Origin of the sequence: Ancylobacter sp., from assembly GCF_965229075.1 — a bacterium.
In the GTDB taxonomy this organism is placed as follows: Bacteria; Pseudomonadota; Alphaproteobacteria; order Rhizobiales; family Xanthobacteraceae; genus Ancylobacter.
Genome location: NZ_CBDDIO010000002.1, coordinates 2361218 through 2376998, shown reverse-complemented (window position 1 = coordinate 2376998; position 15781 = coordinate 2361218). Strand labels below are relative to the sequence as shown.

The following is a 15781-nucleotide window of genomic DNA, read 5'->3' as shown; positions in this document are numbered from 1 at the left end:
CCATCCGCTCCCATCCCCGGGGTGAAGCTCCAAGAGAAAGTTCCTGACGAGCTCGTCTCGGCAGATATCGCTGAATCGGTCATTCACCTCGAAGATCAGAGCGGTAGCGCCGGCTCGTCGAGATCGACAACTTCCTGTTTGAACTCCTTCAGACCTAGTGCGGGACCGAACGCTGGATTGATCAGATAAAGCGTGTCGGCGCCTCCCCGTTTGGCTGGAATCTTCAATGCCTTTAGGTCATAGGCGACGTTAAAGATGAAGAAGTCGCTGTTCTCGGTGCGCACGCCGAGAACGCCGTAGTAGAGAAGAAAGTCGACCACGCCTTCAGCAACCTCTTGCTCAATGCCAGCCTCGCGTACGATGTTGTGCAGGGCCGCAGTGTCAAGGACGCTTGGCGCGTCGATGAAGTGGTAGAGTAAGTCCTTGGCCGAGGGTAAAACGTCGCCGAGCTCCCGGTCGAGTTCAATCAGCAGATCCTGAGAATAGGCCCGCATCCCCTTCTCGATGTCGCCTTCACTGATCCGCGCCCGATTGAAATTACTGGCGAAGCCGCGGGCGTGATTGAAGATCTTCAGTACGTTGCGGGGCCTCATGAGGGAGCGGTCGATGATGAACGTCGAACTTTCCTCGCCATGATAGTGAGAGGTGCAGATCGTAGGCCAGATCTGCTCGAAAGACACTTCGGCCGCCTTGCGATGCCGCGGCGATCCGGTCCGCACTGACGCCAGAGACGCATGACTGTCGGAAGTGTTTATGCAACAGATATGAACAACGCAAACGATCAGATTGCGTAAATACTTCGATATTCACGATAAATGGCATCAAATCGAGGTTATCTCCGCGATGTATATCTCACGTATGTAAGCTCATTGCGGCGCTCCCCTATTTTTATGCGTTGACTTTAAACGATGCCATCCGGCATTTTCTTCCGAAAATAAGATCGTTAGGGGCATTTTCAGCATAATCTACGGCAGATGACCTCTTTGTCGGCAGCGTCAATAAGAGGAAAGCGCGCATGCAGATGGACAGCATCGACCTCAGAATCCTTTCAGAACTTCAGCAGAACGCGAAGCTGACCAATGCCGAACTGGCAAGCCGCGTGAACCTGTCGGCATCGCCCTGCCTGACGCGGGTAAGGGCGCCCGAAGTCGCCGGCATCATCGATCGATACGTCACGCTGCTCGATCCCGAGGAAATCGGCCTTACGGTCAATGTTTTCATTCAGATCAGCCTTGATCGTCAGATCGAAATGGCGCTTGAGCGCTTCGAGAAGGCCGTTTTACAGTTTCCTGAAGTAATGGAATGTTATCTTATGACCGGCAATTCCGATTATCTTCTCCGCGTTGCCGTAAAGGATCTCGGAGATCTTGAACGACTGATCGTCAATCGCCTCTCTCGAATCGAGAACATGTCCAGCATTCGTTCGAGCATCGCGTTGAAGCGGGTCAAATACCACACCGAACTACCTTTGCCGCAGCCGAGTCGGCCGATTGGTGGGCGATAGGCGTGGACGAAGTCGCGACTTAATAATGGAAGACATGTGCTGCACATCCGGCCTCCCGCGCGCGCTGCCACCGCACCGGGGCACGGATAGCAGTCAACGAATGACGGTTCACCCGCCACGCTAGGCGCGGAGATCGGCCAATAGATTGAATGCGGTTGCGCGAGATGGTCGATTGTTGCGCCAGCGGCCTTGTGGCCAGCGGCGTAGCCCCGCGGGTCTCGGACGGCGAGAATCGCGTTGCGTGATGTCGCGAAAGCGGCGCTTGCAGCTCGCGTGTATCCTCGATAAGGACGACGCGATCTTCTGTCTTAGCGACCTCGGCGAGCAGCGCGTTGGTCAGCGTGGTCTTGCCCGTCGAGGTGCCGCCGGCTACCAGGATATTGGCGCGAGAGGCGACACCCTGGCGCAAAGCGCCGGCCTGTGCGGCGGACATGATCCCGGCGCGGACATAGTCCTCGAGCGTGAACACCGCGACGGCGGGCTTGCGGATGGCGAAGGTCGCGGCTGCGACGACCGGCGGTAGCAGGCCCTCGAACCGTTCTCCCGTCTCCGGCAGCTCGGCTGAAGCGCGCGGTGCTCCCGCATGCACCTCGGCGCCGACATGATGCGCGACGAGCCGCACGATGCGCTCGCCGTCAGCGGGCGACAGCTTCTCGCCTGTGTCGCCCAAACCTTCCGAGAGCCGGTCAATCCACAGCCGCCCGTCCGGGTTCAGCATCACCTCGATGACATCAGGGTCTTCCAGATGCCGGGCGATCGCCGGACCCAGCGCCGTGCGCAGCATCCGCGCGCCCCGGGCAAAACCCTGATGATGTGCTGCCGCCATGCGAACCCTGAGAATGCCGGGGTCCTGACGATTTCATCCCGGTCGGGGATGATTAAAAGGGCCCGATATTCGGCCGGTTCAACAGGATTCCACCCGCGTCGCAGCGTGGCGTGCAATCACAGGCGAACGGCGTAGTTGCGCTCGAAGCGGGCTTCGAGCGGGCGAAGGTGCTTGGCACCCCTGCCGAAATCCCCGGTCCGGCTCACCAATGCGCGGCGCCGAACCTCGTCGCTCTGCGCACCAAGGACGGCGTCGCCTCGCTCTCGGACCTTGTTCGTTCCGCGCTGCGGCTGCGTCCCGACCGCATCCCCATTGGCGAGGTGCGCGGCGCAGAGGCGCTCGACCTGCTCAAGGCGTGGGGCACCGGCCATCCCGGCGGCATCGGCACCATCCATGCCGGCAGCGCGCTGCCGATCGAGAATATCAACCTCGTCGGACCCGACACGCTGACGGGCGAGCAGATTGCCCGCATCTGGATCGAAGTGCTCGGCCGGCCTGTCGTCTACGGCGGCGATGATCCAAGCGCGTTCGAGGCCAACATGGCCAACTTCATACCAAAATGGCAGGCCTACGAGATGCGTCTCATGGCCGAGCGCTACGTCAGCGATGGCATGACACCGGGCGCAGGCGACCGCGAGCGCCTGACCAACATGCTTGGCCGACCGCTGCACGCCTACCGCGACTTCGCGGCAACACTCGGGGTTTACCGCCGGGCGGTGATGGTACCACGGGGCGCTCCAAACGACCGACCCGTATGATGCCCCTTTTGAGATGATCTCATAGCCCCAAAAGGGAGAACTGGGGCCGGATGCAGACCGGCGGCTATCCGCTCAGCGGTAGCCAAAACCGGCTAGTCCGCTTCCGGTCCCGGAGCCCAGAAATCGCCTTTGATTGTGGCTTTTCCGACGCTGCCCATTTCTCTCGGAAATTCAGGACGTCCCTGGGGGTGTCCCCCCGTCAGTAACGCGCGGAGCACGTCACCTCTCGCAAGGCGGCAGCACCCGTTCAGGCACGCTTGGCCCGGGGAAGCCGGTCTCGTTCAGTTTGCGCTCGGGTTCCAGTTGGAAGACGCAGTCGTTAGTGACGTGGAAAACGTCATAGGTCTGGTCCGAGCGCGTCGAGCCCAGTCGAGGATCGGAATTCCCGGCTGCAGAAACCGGCAAAGATAGACGCCGTTCATCTCCGCATTTGGGAATCCAGGTCAACTCAAGGCAGTTGCTTCGTGGGCGTGGCCCCCGCGGTTGCACATTCTAAATCCTAACCGGTCACCACAGGCCAATGTGTGGCCGGCCTAGGACGGCTACAGATCAAGCACCAGGCGCGCCGTGCGGGCACGCCCGACACAGACGAACATGGCTGTCGCGGCCATCTTTTCGTCATCGGTCAGAATCGTATCGCGATGATCGGGAACACCGTCGAGAACCCGTGTCTCACAGCTGCCGCAATACCCCTCCTGGCAGGAGAACGGTACCGGCACGCCCGCCTCTTCCAGAACACCGCCCAGTGTGCGGTTGGCCGGCACCTGCAGCACCAGCCCGGACTGGCGCAGTTCCACCTCGAATGCAACATCACCGGCCTCAGTGGACGGGGCGGCCACCTCTCCTGCAGCAGAAAAGCGCTCGATATGGAGCCGCGACGTACAGCCCTGCCGGTCCGCGGCCGCCTCGAGCGCCGCTAGCATGGCGCCAGGGCCGCAACCATAGACGGCCGTGTCAGGCCCCAGCGCGGCGATCAGGCCGCCAATATCCGGATGGCCGCTTTCGTCCTGCGCCACCACCTGCACCTTACCTCCTTCACATGCCGCGACCTCGTCGAGGAACGCCATGGCTTCCCGCCGGCGCCCGCCATAGACGAGGCGCCAGGGGTGACCCGCCCGGCCGACATGCCGGATCATAGGCAGCAAGGGGGTGATCCCGATGCCGCCCGCGAGGAAGAGAAAGTCCGGCGCCTCCACCAGCGGGAAATGGTTGCGCGGACCCAGCGCTGGCAACACAAGGCCGGGAGCGGCCACCGCATGGATCTCCTCCGATCCACCGCGGCCGGTCGCCTCGCGCAGCACCGCGACACGGTAGCTCCGACGGTCTTCCGGATCACCGCAGAGCGAATATTGCCGCACCTTGCCGGAGGGCAGCTTCAGGTCGATATGAGCTCCGGGTTGCCAGGGCGGCAGATTGGCACCCGCCGCGTCCACCAGTTCCAGAATCACGACCTCCGGCGCGGCATAGGTGACGCGCTCGACAATCAACCTCTGCGTCGCGTCACCCGCGACTGGGGATCGCATCTCGCTCGAACCGGCCGGATTTGACATGTCGCGCGTCCTTTCAGCCGGCTGCGGCGACGGTCCACTCGGCCCGCAGATGGTTGATGGTCGTGACGGTCATGACCGGCAGGTATTGCACCGTCTGTCCCGGCGTCACGCGGATGTCGGGAATGCGCCGCAGCAGTTCCTCGAAGGCCACGCGCGCCTCAAGCCGCGCCAGCGGATTGCCAAGGCAGGCGTGGCGGCCATGGCCGAAGGCCAGATGTTTGTCGCGGTTGGGACGATGGATGTCCCATTTCTCGGAATCAGGGAAATGGCTCTCATCGACGCCGCCGCCGATGAACAGTAGCCACACCAGCGCTCCCTCGGGAATGTGGGTACCGCCCAGTTCGACCGGGCGGGTGGTGATGCGGAACAGGCCGGGTGAGGTGCCGCGCAGCCTCAGGGTCTCCTCCACGACATTCGACAGGAGCGCGGGGTCGGCGCTCACCTGCGCTCGCTCGGCGGCGTGGGCGGTCAGGTAGATGAGCATGAGGCCCATCAGATTGGCGGTGGTGTCGTTGCCCGCCGCCACCAACTCGTGAATCTTGCGCACGATGCGCGGGGTCGGCATTGCCTGCTCGCCCGTCGCCTTGTCCTTCACCTCGAGGATCTGGCTGGTCAGATCGCCCATCGGGCAGCGGGCGCGCTCGGCGACGAAGTCCTCGAAGAATGCCTGGCTGGCGGCGAGCCGCGTCCACCGCTCGCGCCGCTCCTCTTCGCTCATCGGCCTGGTGACGGCGTCCTTGGTCTTCGGCGTCAGCACCGAGAACAGGTCTTCCGTCCAGATGCGGTAGTCGTCGGCGCGGTCGGGCGGCACGCCCAGAAGGTTGATGATGACGTTGAGCGAGAGAGGGTAGCAGAATTCCTGCATGAAATCGCAGGAACCCTTGGCGATGAAGCCGTCGATGAGACGATTGGCGATGGCCCGGATGACCGGCTCCTGCTTCTGCAGCTCGCGCGGCAGGAACTGCCGGGCCACCGCCGTGCGGTCGGTCGTGTGCTCGGGAGGGTCGAGCGAAATGAAGTGATTGGCGATGAAGTCCTCGGGGATCTTGGCGCGCAGATCGTCCGGGGGAGGCACATAGGCCGTCGCCTTCGAGGAGAAGGTCTCGAAGTCGCGCGCAGCGCGGCAGATGTCGTCATATTTGGTGACGACCCACATGCGCAGCGGCGGGTAGTAGAAGACCGGGCACTCCTGCTGCGCCCGCTTTATTGTGGGCACCGGGTTGCTCAGGAACTCCTGGCTGAAGGGGTCGAAACCTTCGAGCACCGGAAACGCAGTGGCATCAGTCGACATGGCGGTGTCCCGTTTTTAGCTTCCATGCGGCAGTGGCCGTGAGCCTCACGCCGGTTCGGTGGCGATTTCGGCGCCCGGGCCGGTCCGGGCGGCGGCTAAGGGGCAGCGGCGGCCCGCGCGGCGCGGCGCCGCTCCACCTCCTCGATGGTGAGCGGCTGACCGCCGGTGGCCCAAAGACCACTCGCTATCTCGCTCACCGTCACCAGCACATTGGCGCGGATGCCCTCGCCGGCGACGCGCACAAAGGCCTCGGTGATGTCGCCGATGAGCGCGGTCTGTTGCTCGCGGGTGAAGGCCCCGGCGAGGTGCTGCACTTGGACGAGCGGCATGCGCGAACTCCCTTGACATTGGCAGCGGTCACGCGCCGCCGGCCGGCGCGTGTACAAAGAGCGCCGCCGGCTATCTCCCCGGCACGCGCATTTCCTCGGGAAGGATTTCGCCCTCCCGCAGGATCTGGCGGCCGTCGAGGAACAGCGAACAGTTTTTCAGCGGGATATCGAGATGGCACATCGTGTCATTGGTGCCGCCGAGTTCGGTGTTCGGCCCGGTCGAGAACAGCACATTGCCGTAGAAGCAGCGCCCGTCCACGCCGAGGCTCTCGGAGGCGGCCGGATGGGTGGCGAGGAAGGTCCACTGGGCGTTCGCGTCCAGCCCCCAGCCGATATGCGAGACCGCATAGGCCTTGGGGTCGTTGAAGCCTTTCATGAAGTCGCGCATGAGCGCGCCTTCGGCGCCACCGCCGGCGATGTCGGTGATGTAGCCCTTGCGGATGGTGAGGACGATCGGCTCGGAGACGTAGCGCATGATCGGATCGAGCAGCAGATCGCCGGCATCGATCACGACCGTACCGTCCACGCCATCCTCGTCGCCGCCGGTCCACACAAAGGCGCCCGCCCAGGCGTCCCATCGGCCGGGTTCGTCGGTGTAGCCATACTGGCTGACCGTCTTCAGCGTGCCGATCTTGTAGGTGACATCCGTCCCGCCCGGCGAGGTGACCCGCAATTCGCGGGCCTGCGAAATCAGTTCGTGCGCTGCAGTCACCCGCCGGCGCAAGTCCGGCGAGGCGAGCAGGCGCGACAGCACGGCCATCGGTTCGAGCACCAGAAGCATGCGCGGGCCGGCCTCGGTGATCTGGTCCTGTTCCTTCGACCACAGCAGGCCGACAAGATCGATGACCATGTCCATGTTCTTCAGCGCGTCGATCGCTGCCTGCTGACCGCGCAGCGAATTTCCCGGACCGAAGAAGCTCCCCGGCCGCTTGCGGATATTCACATGCAGCGTGTCGGCACCGAGATCCTCGGCGGCGGCGGCGAAGGCGAGCGCGTAGTCGCGCCGGATGCAGTCCTCGGAGAGAATGCCGATCCGCTCGCCGGCCTTGACCTGGCACAGTTCCAGTTCCTTGCGGAACAGGTCAAACATATCTTTGTCGACCGACATGATGTCCCTTTTCCCTGACGTCGCCTTCGGGGTCGTTTTCGGCTGCGCATCCGTGCCGTGGCACCGGCGGGGGGCGTTGGCTCGGACGCGCCCACCGCCGGTTCTCCGCAGCTGGCGTTCGGGAGAGACCGCCAGCCTGGCTCGGTCTATTCCGCCGCCTTGTCCCGGGCGAAAATGCGCGCTGCGTTGGCATCGCCTTGCGGGAGATCGAAAAGCCCGTCCGGAAGGGTGGCGATGTAGTCGATCACCTCGGGGCTGTAGACGACATCGGCGTATTTCGCGTTCATGTCGCACAGATTGATCGCGTGCGAGGCCTGCGAACGATCGGCGCAGCCATCCGCAATCACCGAGACGCGGTAATTGTAGCTGAAGGCGTCTACCGCCGTCGCGCGCACGCAGCCCGATGTCGTGGTGCCCGTCACCAGCACGCTGTCGCAGCCCAGATGCACGAGATAGTCGAGCAGCGGGGTGCCATGAAACGCGCTGGGCTTCTGCTTGCCGATGATCAGGTCCTGCGGTTCCGGCGCGATGTCCGGGACGATGATGTTGCTGCGCAGCGTCGCCGGGGACTTGCCGAGATAGTCCTTGTTCACCCGGCTGTTCTTGTAGGCCCACGCACCCTGGTCCCAGGCGTCGCCCCGGCGGAGCCCCGAGGTGTAGATGACCGGAATGGCCTTGGCGCGCGCGGCGACCAGCAGCTTCTTGATGGCGGCGACGGCCTCCCAGCCATCCTCGCCACAGGAATTCATCCAGCGCTTCACCGATTCCAGGATCGGCTCGGGCTTGTCGCCAACGAAGCCGTAATTGACATCGATGATCAGCAGTGCGGGCCGCTTGCCGAAGCCGCCACGCGCGCCATAGCCCGAGGCGGCGAAGACCTGCTTGTCCCGGGGCGTCAGAAAGGCGTCCCAGATCGGGGGCATGTAGGGCTTCTCGGGCATCTGGTTTCTCTCTCGACTGATGGGGAACGAGGGCTTCGGCATCAGGCTGCGGCGCCGGCGGCACCGCAGGAACGCGCTGTGGTCGGGGCGATCGGCAGGGGCACAAACCGGCGGAAGAGCGCCCTTTCCCTGTTGCCAACCCTCCGGCTATTACGTACATTCTTTATATAAATTTACTCGTGTCAAGCGCGGATGAACGAGCGCGTGTCGACGGTGCGTCGAGGGGAATTCTCAACGCCGACCGGCCCTTTCGCGCGCCTTCGCACGCCAAGAGAAAGCTGGTCATGAAGCTCTCGAACAAGGTTGCCCTAGTCACCGGTGCTGCCCGCGGCATCGGATTCACCCTGGCCGCCCGCCTGTCCGCGGAAGGTGCGCAGGTCGCCCTCGCCGATCTCGACGCGGCGAGCGTCACGGAGGCTGCGGAGGCCATCCGACGCGATCAGCCGGACGCGCGCTGCCTGCCTGTCACCGTCGATGTCGCCGATCGCGCTTCCGTGCAAGCGATGGTCGCGCAGGTCGTGGCCACGCTGGGACAGGTGGATGTGCTCGTCAGCAATGCCGGCATCTGGAAACAGCTGACCTCCGGCCCGTTCTGGCAGATACCAAACAGCGAGTGGCAGCGAGCCTTCAGCGTCAACACGGAAGGCGCCTTCAACTGCGCGGCGGCGATCGCTCCGCACATGATCGGCCGGAAGGGCGGACGGATCATCTTCATCGGCTCGGCCGCGATCGGCGAGGCGCTGGCCCATGTCACCCATTACACCGCCTCGAAGGCGGCACTCATTGGTCTGATGCGGTGCGCCGCCAAGCAGCTCGGCCCGGAGGGGATCACCGTCAATATGGTCAATCCCGGGCAGATCGACACCGGCGCCTTCTCCCGCGAACAGCTGGAGAGCAAGGCGCAGGGCAAGTTCATGCGCCGCGTCGGCGTTCCGCAGGACCTGGAGGGAATCGTCGCCTTCCTTGCCGGCGACGACAGCGGCTACATCACGGCGCAGCAGATCCAGGTCGATGGCGGCGGGGTCCTGAACTGATGGGGGCCGCGCACCTCGCTCCGGGCCCGCATTGCCGTGGCGCGCATTGCCTCGCCAATGGCATCCGCCTGCACTATCTCGACTTCAATCCGGACGCCGCCGGCGCGCCGATCCTGCTGCTGCCCGGCATCACCAGCCCGGCCGCAACCTGGGCCTTCGTCGCCCAACCTCTCGCCGCCACGCGGCGCGTGATCGTGCCCGACCTCCGTGGTCGCGGCCTTTCGGAAAGCCGGGCCGGGCTCGGTTATGCGCTGGAGGATTACGCGCAGGATGCACTGGGGCTGGTCGACGGCCTCGGGCTTCGCCAGCCCGTCATTCTCGGCCATTCCATGGGTGCCCGGATCGCCATCCGGCTTGCGGCCCGCTCGCCCGGCGTCGTCTCCAGGCTGATCCTTGCCGATCCGCCGCTCTCCGGGCCCGGCAGGGCGCCCTACCCGACGCCGCTTTCCTCCTACCTCGCCGCCCATGAGGCAGCCTCGCGCGGGGCGACCGTGGAGGCCTTTCGCCCGCTCACGCCCGGCTGGAGCGACGCGCAGATCGCCCTGCGCCTTGAATGGCTGCCGACCTGCAGCGTCGAGGCGATCACGCGGTCGCACGCCGGCTTCCATGAGGAAGACATCTTTCCCGACCTCCCCCTTCTGGACGTGCCCACCCTGCTGGTCTTCGCGCTGCGGGCCAAGGTCGTCTCGGCCGATGCCGCCAGCGAGATGGTCCGCCGGATGCCGAACGGGCGCGCCATCGGCATCGATGCCGGGCACATGATTCCCTGGGACAATCTGGACGACTTCCTGACCGCGATTACCGCCTTCCTCGATCAGGGATGACGCGGTGCGGCATCTTCTCGCCGTCGCTCGCTTGACAGATACATCTTTAACATAAAGACTGTACTTACAATTCGTCGATATCCATTCATTCCTCGTCAGCCCTGGGGCGGGTCGCCCCGGGCCGTGTCGCCGCATGGCATTTTTGGATCTCTCGACGGGTGGCCCGTGAAGAACAGAGCCGGCTCACGCAAGTCGGCCCCTTCCTGAGACATGAAACAACAATTCAGGGGACCCAGAGATGAAGACTTCAGTGCGCCTGTCTCTCGTCGCGTCCGCCGCCTTGGCGCTGACTTTCGCCATGGCGGCCCCCCATGCCCGCGCCGACGACCCGGGCATCACCCCGACCTCGATCAAGATCGGCATGATCGGCTCCCTCACCGGCCCGGCGGCGGCGTGGGGGTGGCCCACCATCAATGGCGCGCGCATGGTCTATGACGCGGTGAATGCGCAGGGCGGCATCAACGGACGCAAGATCGAGCTGGTGGTGGAGGATGAGCAATGCGCCCCGCCGATGGCACTGGCGGCGGCCAAGAAGCTGATCCACCGCGACAAGGTCTTCATGCTGCATGGCGGCAGCTGCAGCGGGTCCATCCTCGCCACGCGCGACGAGGTGCTGGCCAATGAAGTGCCGATGATGATCCTCGTCGCGACCATGGACAAGATCGTCCAGGAAAAGCCGAACGATTACATCTACCGCGCCTTCCTGCCCGGCAGTTTCGACGGCAAGATCATCGCCGATTTCATCGCCACCATGCCGAACGTCAAGCGCGTCGTGGTCGTGGGCCATGCCGACGAACACGCCGGCGCGCGCTATGGCACGCTGACCGAAGGGCTGAAAAAGCACGGCGTCGAACTGCTCGGCCTCGAGACCATCGAGACCGAGCTCACCGACGCGACGGCGCAGGTGCTGAAGATCAAGGACGCCAAGCCCGATGCCGTCGTGCTCGTCGGCCGGCCCGCCGCCTCGGCCGTCTTTCTGAAGGACGCCCACCGCCTGGGGCTGGATGTTCCCATGATCGGCGCCACCGTCGTCGATCTTCAGGATCTTGCCGACCGCATCGGCGGCACGGACGCGCTCAAGAACATGTATGTCGTCGCCGTCTATAAGGGCCCGCTCGGCAGCGAGGCCATGACGCCATGGCAGGAGATGCTGAAGAAGTACTATCCCTCCGACAAGGTGCAGGCTTCCGCCTTCCTCGGCACGTCCGGCGCCCTCGCCGTGGTCGAGGGGCTGAAGAAGGCCGGACCGGACCTCACGCGCGCGAAATTCATCGAGGCGATGAACGGGATCCAGAATCTCGATGGCGGCCCGATGGCCTGCTCGCTCAGCTTCTCCGCCGCCGATCATGACGGCTGCCGGACGGGCGTGATGTGGGGCGTTCGCGCCGGCAAGATCGTGGTGATCGGCGACCGCTGGAAGAACTGAGCCGTCCTGTCCGTCCGCCGCGAGCCGTCCCAACGGGCCACTCCTGGCCGACATTCCCGCGTCCCGGCGGAGCCATTCCGCCGGGCCCTTCCTGCCGGACCGGATGGGGTTCAGATGGAAATCGCGACACTGCTCTCCGTGGGGCTCTCCAATGGCTGCCTCTACGGGCTCGTGGGCCTGGGCCTCGTTCTGGTCTACAGCTCCCAGGGCATTCCCAACTTCGCCCATGGCGAATTGTTCATGGCCGGGGCGTTTCTGGCCTACACCGCCATTGTCCTGCTGGGACTGCCTTATTTTCTGTCCTTCCTCATCGCCGTCGTCGGCATCGGCCTCATGGGCATGCTGCTGGAATGGCTGGCGATCCGGCCCATTTCCCTGCACCGCTCGCTGGGTCGGGCCTCGAGCGAAGTCGCCATCGTGCTCGCGACCGTGGGGCTTGCCATCGTGCTGAAGGGCCTGGCCCGCATTCCCTGGGGCGACAGCGTGCGCAACCTGCCCACGGCCTTCACCACGCAGACGGTCACCATCGGCGGCGTCGCGATCGCCACCCAGCGCCTGCTGATCGTCGCGGTGACGCTCGTGCTCACCGTCGCTATTTCCGTCTTCTTTGCCCGCGCGCCGCTGGGCAAGAAAATGCGTGCCACCGCGCAGAACCCCACCGGCGCCAAGCTTATCGGCATCCACACCAGCAATATCTATTCGGCCACCTGGGCACTCGCGGCGGCCTGCGGCGCCATCGCCGGCGTGCTCGCGGCGCCGCTCATCTTCCTTCATCCCGACATGGGAACGCGGATGCTGCTGAAGGGCTTCGCCGCCGCCTGCCTCGGCGGCTTCGGCAGCGTCACCGGCGTGCTGCTCGGCGGTGTGCTGATGGGAGTCGTCGAGATTTTCGCCGGCCGCTACATCGCGACCTCGATGATGGATATCTTCGCGCCCATCATTATCATTCTCGTCCTGCTGTTCTGGCCACAGGGCCTGTTCGGCGCACGCCGCGCCGCGAGGGTCTGAGCCATGCGCACCCTGCTGCAGAACAATCTCGTCTGGCTGTTCTTCGCCGGAACCGTCGCCCTCTCATTCACGACCGACGCCTATTCCCAGTACCTTGTGAATCTCGTGCTGGTCTATGTGGTCATCGGTCAGGGGCTCAATCTCATCCTCGGCTTTGCGGGCATGTTCGCCTTCGCCCATGGGGCGTTCATGGGCATCGGCGCCTATGTGTCCGCCCTGCTCACCGCCAAGCTCGGCGTGTCGCTGCTTGTCGCGATGCCGGCGGCGGGCGTTGCCGCGGCGATCGTCGGCGCCCTCATCGGCTTTCCCGCGCTCCGGGTGAGCGGCCTCTATCTCGCAATGGTGACGCTCGGCTTTTCCGAGATCGTGCAATGGGTCATCAAACACTGGAAGTCGGTCACCGGCGGGCCGGACGGCGTCAGCGTCCCCGCGCCCGTCCTGTTCGGCCACCGCTTCTACGGCGACTACCCGACCTTCTACATCGTCGTGGTCGTCGCCCTGGCCATGACCCTTCTCGCCCAGGCGATCATCCGCTCGAAGCTCGGCCGCGCTTTCGTCGCCATCCGCGACAGCGAGATCGCCGCCCAGTGCAGCGGCATCAAGGTGGCGCGGACCAAGGTCCTCGCCTTCGCCATCAGCGCCTTCTATGCCGGCATCGGCGGGTCGCTGTTCTCTCTTACCCAGAGCTACATCACCCCCGAGAATTTCGGCTTCTACCAGACGACGCTGCATTTCTGCATCGTCATCGTCGGCGGCGCCGCAAGTCTCGCCGGACCCATCATCGGCTCGATCATCCTGACCTGGCTGCCGGAGGTACTGCGCAACGCGCAGGCCCTGCAGGAAATCGGCTATGGCCTCATGCTCATTCTGTTCGTCATTTTCGCCCCGCGCGGCATTGCCGGTTTCCTGATCGACAAGGGCATCCTGCCCCGTGAGCGGTTCTCGCTCCGCCGGCCGTCCTTGCCTGGCCGTTCCCGCCCGGCGCCGCAGGAGGTTTAGGCGGATGTCCTCCTTGCTGACAGTCGAAAACGTGACGGTGCAGTTCGGCGGCCTCGTGGCGGTCGACAAGGTCAGCCTCACCATCGCCGAAGGCGAGATCCGAGGGCTGATCGGGCCGAACGGGGCAGGAAAGACCACCCTGTTCAACGCCATTTCCGGCCTCGCCCCCACAAGGAGCGGCCGAATGATCTTCGCCGGTGCGGATGTGACCGCATTGGGCGCCCCGGACAGGGCGGCACGGGGCATCCGCCGCACCTTCCAGACGGTGCAGCTCGTCCAGACCATGACCGTCTATGAAAACCTGCTGCTTGGCCTTCACAGCCGCGCCGACAACCCGCTCGCGGCCCTGTTCGTCGGCCACGCCGTCAATGCACGCGGCGCGACCGATCCAATGGCGACGATCACCCGGGTGCTGGACTATCTGGGCCTCGCCCCGCGCGTCGATCATCTGGTGAGCACGCTGTCTATCGCCGAGCAGCGTTATGTCGAGATCGGTCAGGCGCTGGTGGCCTCCCCCCGGCTACTGATGCTGGACGAGCCGACGGCCGGCCTGTCCCCGGCACAGGTCGCGCGGCTCGACGACCTGATCGCAAGACTGCCGGCAGATTGGAACGTGTCGATCGTTCTCGTCGAGCACGTCATCCCGCTGGTGGTGAAACTGTGCCACCGCATTACCGTCCTCGACCGTGGGCGGGTGATTGCGGAGGGAACAGGGGAGCAGATCGAGAACGATCCCGCCGTACAGGAAGCCTATCTCGGAGAGCGGCTCAATGCTTGACATCACAGGACTTCGCGCCGGCTACGGCGCCCATGAGGTGCTGCAAGGCCTGTCGATGCGGGTGGGGAAGGGGCAGGTCGTGGCGCTGCTCGGGGGCAATGGTGCGGGCAAGACCACCACACTGAGCGCGATCATGGGGCTGATCCCGTCGCAGGGCGGGGAGATCGCCTTCGAGGGGAACAGCATCCAGGGACAGCCGGCGCACCGCGTCTTCCGCCACGGCCTCTCGCTGGTGCCGCAATGGCGGGAATTGTTCACCGACATGTCGGTGCAGGAACATCTGGAACTCGGCGCCATCGCCTGCGCCTCACGCGGGGACCTTGACGCCCGCGTCGCGAGCGCCCTCGACTATTTCCCGGAACTCCGGGCGCATCTTGCCCGGCGTGCCGGCACCCTGTCCGGCGGACAGCAGCAGATGGTGGCCATCGCTCGCGCGCTCACCGCCCGGCCCAAGCTGCTGATGCTGGACGAGCCGTCCATGGGGCTGGCGCCGCTGGTGGTGCGCGAGCTTGGTCGCACCATCAAACGGCTCAATGAGGCCGGCACCTCGGTGCTGCTCGTCGAGCAGAACATGCATCTGGCGCTGGGCGTTGCGAGCTACGTCTACGTCATTCGCGCCGGCACGATCATCACCCACGGGCCGACGGGCGACTTTCACGACGAGAAGGAACTGTTTCATTCCTATATCGGCTGAGGTCGCCCGGGGGGGATCGGACACCCGCTCAAATGGCGGGCGTCGCCCGAAACGCCGCGCCGTGGCGGGAGAAGACGGCATAGTGCCCCTTGAACCAGGGTTCGGTGGCAAGCTTGGCCCGCCAGGGCGTCGCACGGGCCGCCTCGCGCGCCGGGCTCTGCAGCGCGGCGAGATCAGCAAGGTGATGCAGCGCCATATGGGTGAAAGCGGCGGGGTGCCCGTCGACGATGCGGTAGCGCCGGCAGCCAAGCCAGTGCTCGCAGCCCAGCAGCAGGGGAACGTGGTCCTCGACATACCAGGCATTGAACGCTTCTTCACGCTCGGCCGGCACGCTGAAGAACACGGCATAGAGATAGGCGGAATCGAGCATGCGATCATCCTCGACGTCGGGCCGCTGCTGCCAGCTGATCAGCTCGCCGGTGTAGCGGGTGAAATCCCCGACATTGGCCAGCATCCAGCTCGTTTGCTCGGACGGGTTCTGCTTGATCCGCTGATAGTCCGGCGTCTTCAGCGCCGCCGGGGTCTGCATGTCGTAGACGGCGAGATAGGCCGGGCCCTCCACATTGCGGTAGCGCTGCGCGCCGAGAAAGCCGGGGGCCGCCATGCGGATCGGAATGTGGTGGGTGTCGTACCAATGATTGAAGTCGTCTTCCCACTCCGGGGCTGGCGTCATTTCCGAAAACAGTACGGCTCCAGCGCGCAATTTGATCT

Annotated in this window: 17 protein-coding genes and 1 pseudogene; 10 read left to right on the top strand and 8 right to left on the bottom strand. The window is 64.7% G+C overall.

What is annotated here, in order from left to right; all coding sequences use genetic code 11:
• Positions 1-95 precede the first annotated feature (95 nt).
• Positions 96-680, bottom strand: a complete 585-nt coding sequence (locus ACO07Z_RS17160) for a P-loop ATPase, Sll1717 family (RefSeq protein WP_421699806.1) — start codon at positions 678-680, stop codon at positions 96-98.
• A 335-nt stretch (positions 681-1015) separates the two neighbouring features.
• Between ACO07Z_RS17160 and ACO07Z_RS17155 the strand changes: the two genes are divergently transcribed.
• Positions 1016-1504, top strand: coding sequence for an Lrp/AsnC family transcriptional regulator (locus ACO07Z_RS17155; RefSeq protein WP_421699805.1), 489 nt, complete (start codon positions 1016-1018; stop codon positions 1502-1504).
• Between the two features lie 19 nt (positions 1505-1523).
• Here the strand turns inward: ACO07Z_RS17155 and ACO07Z_RS17150 are convergent, their stop codons facing one another.
• Positions 1524-2330 (bottom strand): ATPase, T2SS/T4P/T4SS family, encoded by an 807-nt coding sequence (locus tag ACO07Z_RS17150; protein WP_421699804.1) that lies wholly within the window; start codon positions 2328-2330, stop codon positions 1524-1526.
• Positions 2331-2536: 206 nt separating this feature from the next.
• Between ACO07Z_RS17150 and ACO07Z_RS17145 the strand changes: the two are divergent.
• Positions 2537-3088, top strand: a pseudogene (locus ACO07Z_RS17145) (ATPase, T2SS/T4P/T4SS family); the annotation flags it as partial.
• Between the two features lie 50 nt (positions 3089-3138).
• Positions 3139-3294, top strand: coding sequence for a helix-turn-helix domain-containing protein (locus ACO07Z_RS17140; RefSeq protein ID WP_421699803.1), 156 nt, complete (start codon positions 3139-3141; stop codon positions 3292-3294).
• A gap of 336 nt (positions 3295-3630) precedes the next feature.
• Here the strand turns inward: ACO07Z_RS17140 and ACO07Z_RS17135 are convergent, their stop codons facing one another.
• The 5 genes from ACO07Z_RS17135 to ACO07Z_RS17115 all read right to left on the bottom strand — a co-directional run bounded on the left by ACO07Z_RS17135 (position 3631) and on the right by ACO07Z_RS17115 (position 8307).
• Positions 3631-4638: a PDR/VanB family oxidoreductase gene (locus tag ACO07Z_RS17135; protein ID WP_421699802.1), complete on the bottom strand. Its 1008-nt coding sequence runs from the start codon at positions 4636-4638 to the stop codon at positions 3631-3633.
• Between the two features lie 13 nt (positions 4639-4651).
• The gene (locus tag ACO07Z_RS17130) at positions 4652-5929 is read right to left on the bottom strand and encodes a cytochrome P450 (RefSeq protein WP_421699801.1); all 1278 of its coding nucleotides are present in this window, start codon (positions 5927-5929) and stop codon (positions 4652-4654) included.
• 95 nt (positions 5930-6024) lie between these two features.
• Positions 6025-6258 (bottom strand): tautomerase family protein, encoded by a 234-nt coding sequence (locus ACO07Z_RS17125; protein WP_307058323.1) that lies wholly within the window; start codon positions 6256-6258, stop codon positions 6025-6027.
• Between the two features lie 70 nt (positions 6259-6328).
• Positions 6329-7366 carry a leucyl aminopeptidase gene (locus ACO07Z_RS17120; protein WP_421699800.1) on the bottom strand — a complete coding sequence of 346 codons (1038 nt, stop codon included), beginning with the start codon at positions 7364-7366 and terminating at the stop codon, positions 6329-6331.
• A gap of 146 nt (positions 7367-7512) precedes the next feature.
• Positions 7513-8307, bottom strand: a complete 795-nt coding sequence (locus ACO07Z_RS17115; RefSeq protein WP_421699799.1) for an isochorismatase family protein — start codon at positions 8305-8307, stop codon at positions 7513-7515.
• Between the two features lie 284 nt (positions 8308-8591).
• On the opposite strand from ACO07Z_RS17115, the gene ACO07Z_RS17110 reads away from it, so the two are divergent.
• From ACO07Z_RS17110 to ACO07Z_RS17080, 7 genes are all read left to right on the top strand, one after another.
• Entirely contained in the window at positions 8592-9341 is a 750-nt protein-coding gene (locus ACO07Z_RS17110) for an SDR family NAD(P)-dependent oxidoreductase (RefSeq protein WP_421699798.1), read from the top strand.
• The gene (locus ACO07Z_RS17105) at positions 9341-10165 is read left to right on the top strand and encodes an alpha/beta fold hydrolase (protein ID WP_421699797.1); all 825 of its coding nucleotides are present in this window, start codon (positions 9341-9343) and stop codon (positions 10163-10165) included. The genes ACO07Z_RS17110 and ACO07Z_RS17105 overlap by 1 nt, the downstream gene beginning before the upstream one ends.
• A 238-nt stretch (positions 10166-10403) precedes the next feature.
• Positions 10404-11591, top strand: a complete 1188-nt coding sequence (locus tag ACO07Z_RS17100) for an ABC transporter substrate-binding protein (protein WP_421699796.1) — start codon at positions 10404-10406, stop codon at positions 11589-11591.
• Between the two features lie 114 nt (positions 11592-11705).
• Entirely contained in the window at positions 11706-12599 is an 894-nt protein-coding gene (locus ACO07Z_RS17095; protein ID WP_307058337.1) for a branched-chain amino acid ABC transporter permease, read from the top strand.
• 3 nt (positions 12600-12602) lie between these two features.
• Positions 12603-13598 carry a branched-chain amino acid ABC transporter permease gene (locus ACO07Z_RS17090; protein ID WP_421699795.1) on the top strand — a complete coding sequence of 332 codons (996 nt, stop codon included), beginning with the start codon at positions 12603-12605 and terminating at the stop codon, positions 13596-13598.
• Positions 13599-13611: 13 nt separating this feature from the next.
• On the top strand, positions 13612-14376 hold the full coding sequence (locus tag ACO07Z_RS17085) for an ABC transporter ATP-binding protein (RefSeq protein ID WP_421699794.1): 765 nt from the start codon (positions 13612-13614) through the stop codon (positions 14374-14376).
• On the top strand, positions 14369-15070 hold the full coding sequence (locus ACO07Z_RS17080; protein WP_421699793.1) for an ABC transporter ATP-binding protein: 702 nt from the start codon (positions 14369-14371) through the stop codon (positions 15068-15070). The genes ACO07Z_RS17085 and ACO07Z_RS17080 overlap by 8 nt, the downstream gene beginning before the upstream one ends.
• 28 nt (positions 15071-15098) lie before the next feature.
• Here ACO07Z_RS17080 and ACO07Z_RS17075 read toward each other — a convergent pair whose 3' ends face one another.
• Positions 15099-15773 (bottom strand): hypothetical protein, encoded by a 675-nt coding sequence (locus ACO07Z_RS17075; protein ID WP_421699792.1) that lies wholly within the window; start codon positions 15771-15773, stop codon positions 15099-15101.
• Positions 15774-15781 lie beyond the last annotated feature (8 nt).

Coding starts and splice junctions, on each gene's coding strand:
- ACO07Z_RS17090 (WP_421699795.1), top strand. CDS start 12,603: ATGCGCACCCTGCTGCAGAACAATCTCGTCTGGCTGTTCTTCGCCGGA.
- ACO07Z_RS17130 (WP_421699801.1), bottom strand. CDS start 5,929: ATGTCGACTGATGCCACTGCGTTTCCGGTGCTCGAAGGTTTCGACCCC.
- ACO07Z_RS17095 (WP_307058337.1), top strand. CDS start 11,706: ATGGAAATCGCGACACTGCTCTCCGTGGGGCTCTCCAATGGCTGCCTC.
- ACO07Z_RS17105 (WP_421699797.1), top strand. CDS start 9,341: ATGGGGGCCGCGCACCTCGCTCCGGGCCCGCATTGCCGTGGCGCGCAT.
- ACO07Z_RS17120 (WP_421699800.1), bottom strand. CDS start 7,366: ATGTCGGTCGACAAAGATATGTTTGACCTGTTCCGCAAGGAACTGGAA.
- ACO07Z_RS17125 (WP_307058323.1), bottom strand. CDS start 6,258: ATGCCGCTCGTCCAAGTGCAGCACCTCGCCGGGGCCTTCACCCGCGAG.
- ACO07Z_RS17080 (WP_421699793.1), top strand. CDS start 14,369: ATGCTTGACATCACAGGACTTCGCGCCGGCTACGGCGCCCATGAGGTG.
- ACO07Z_RS17100 (WP_421699796.1), top strand. CDS start 10,404: ATGAAGACTTCAGTGCGCCTGTCTCTCGTCGCGTCCGCCGCCTTGGCG.
- ACO07Z_RS17150 (WP_421699804.1), bottom strand. CDS start 2,330: ATGGCGGCAGCACATCATCAGGGTTTTGCCCGGGGCGCGCGGATGCTG.
- ACO07Z_RS17110 (WP_421699798.1), top strand. CDS start 8,592: ATGAAGCTCTCGAACAAGGTTGCCCTAGTCACCGGTGCTGCCCGCGGC.
- ACO07Z_RS17135 (WP_421699802.1), bottom strand. CDS start 4,638: ATGTCAAATCCGGCCGGTTCGAGCGAGATGCGATCCCCAGTCGCGGGT.
- ACO07Z_RS17155 (WP_421699805.1), top strand. CDS start 1,016: ATGCAGATGGACAGCATCGACCTCAGAATCCTTTCAGAACTTCAGCAG.
- ACO07Z_RS17140 (WP_421699803.1), top strand. CDS start 3,139: ATGCAGACCGGCGGCTATCCGCTCAGCGGTAGCCAAAACCGGCTAGTC.
- ACO07Z_RS17115 (WP_421699799.1), bottom strand. CDS start 8,307: ATGCCCGAGAAGCCCTACATGCCCCCGATCTGGGACGCCTTTCTGACG.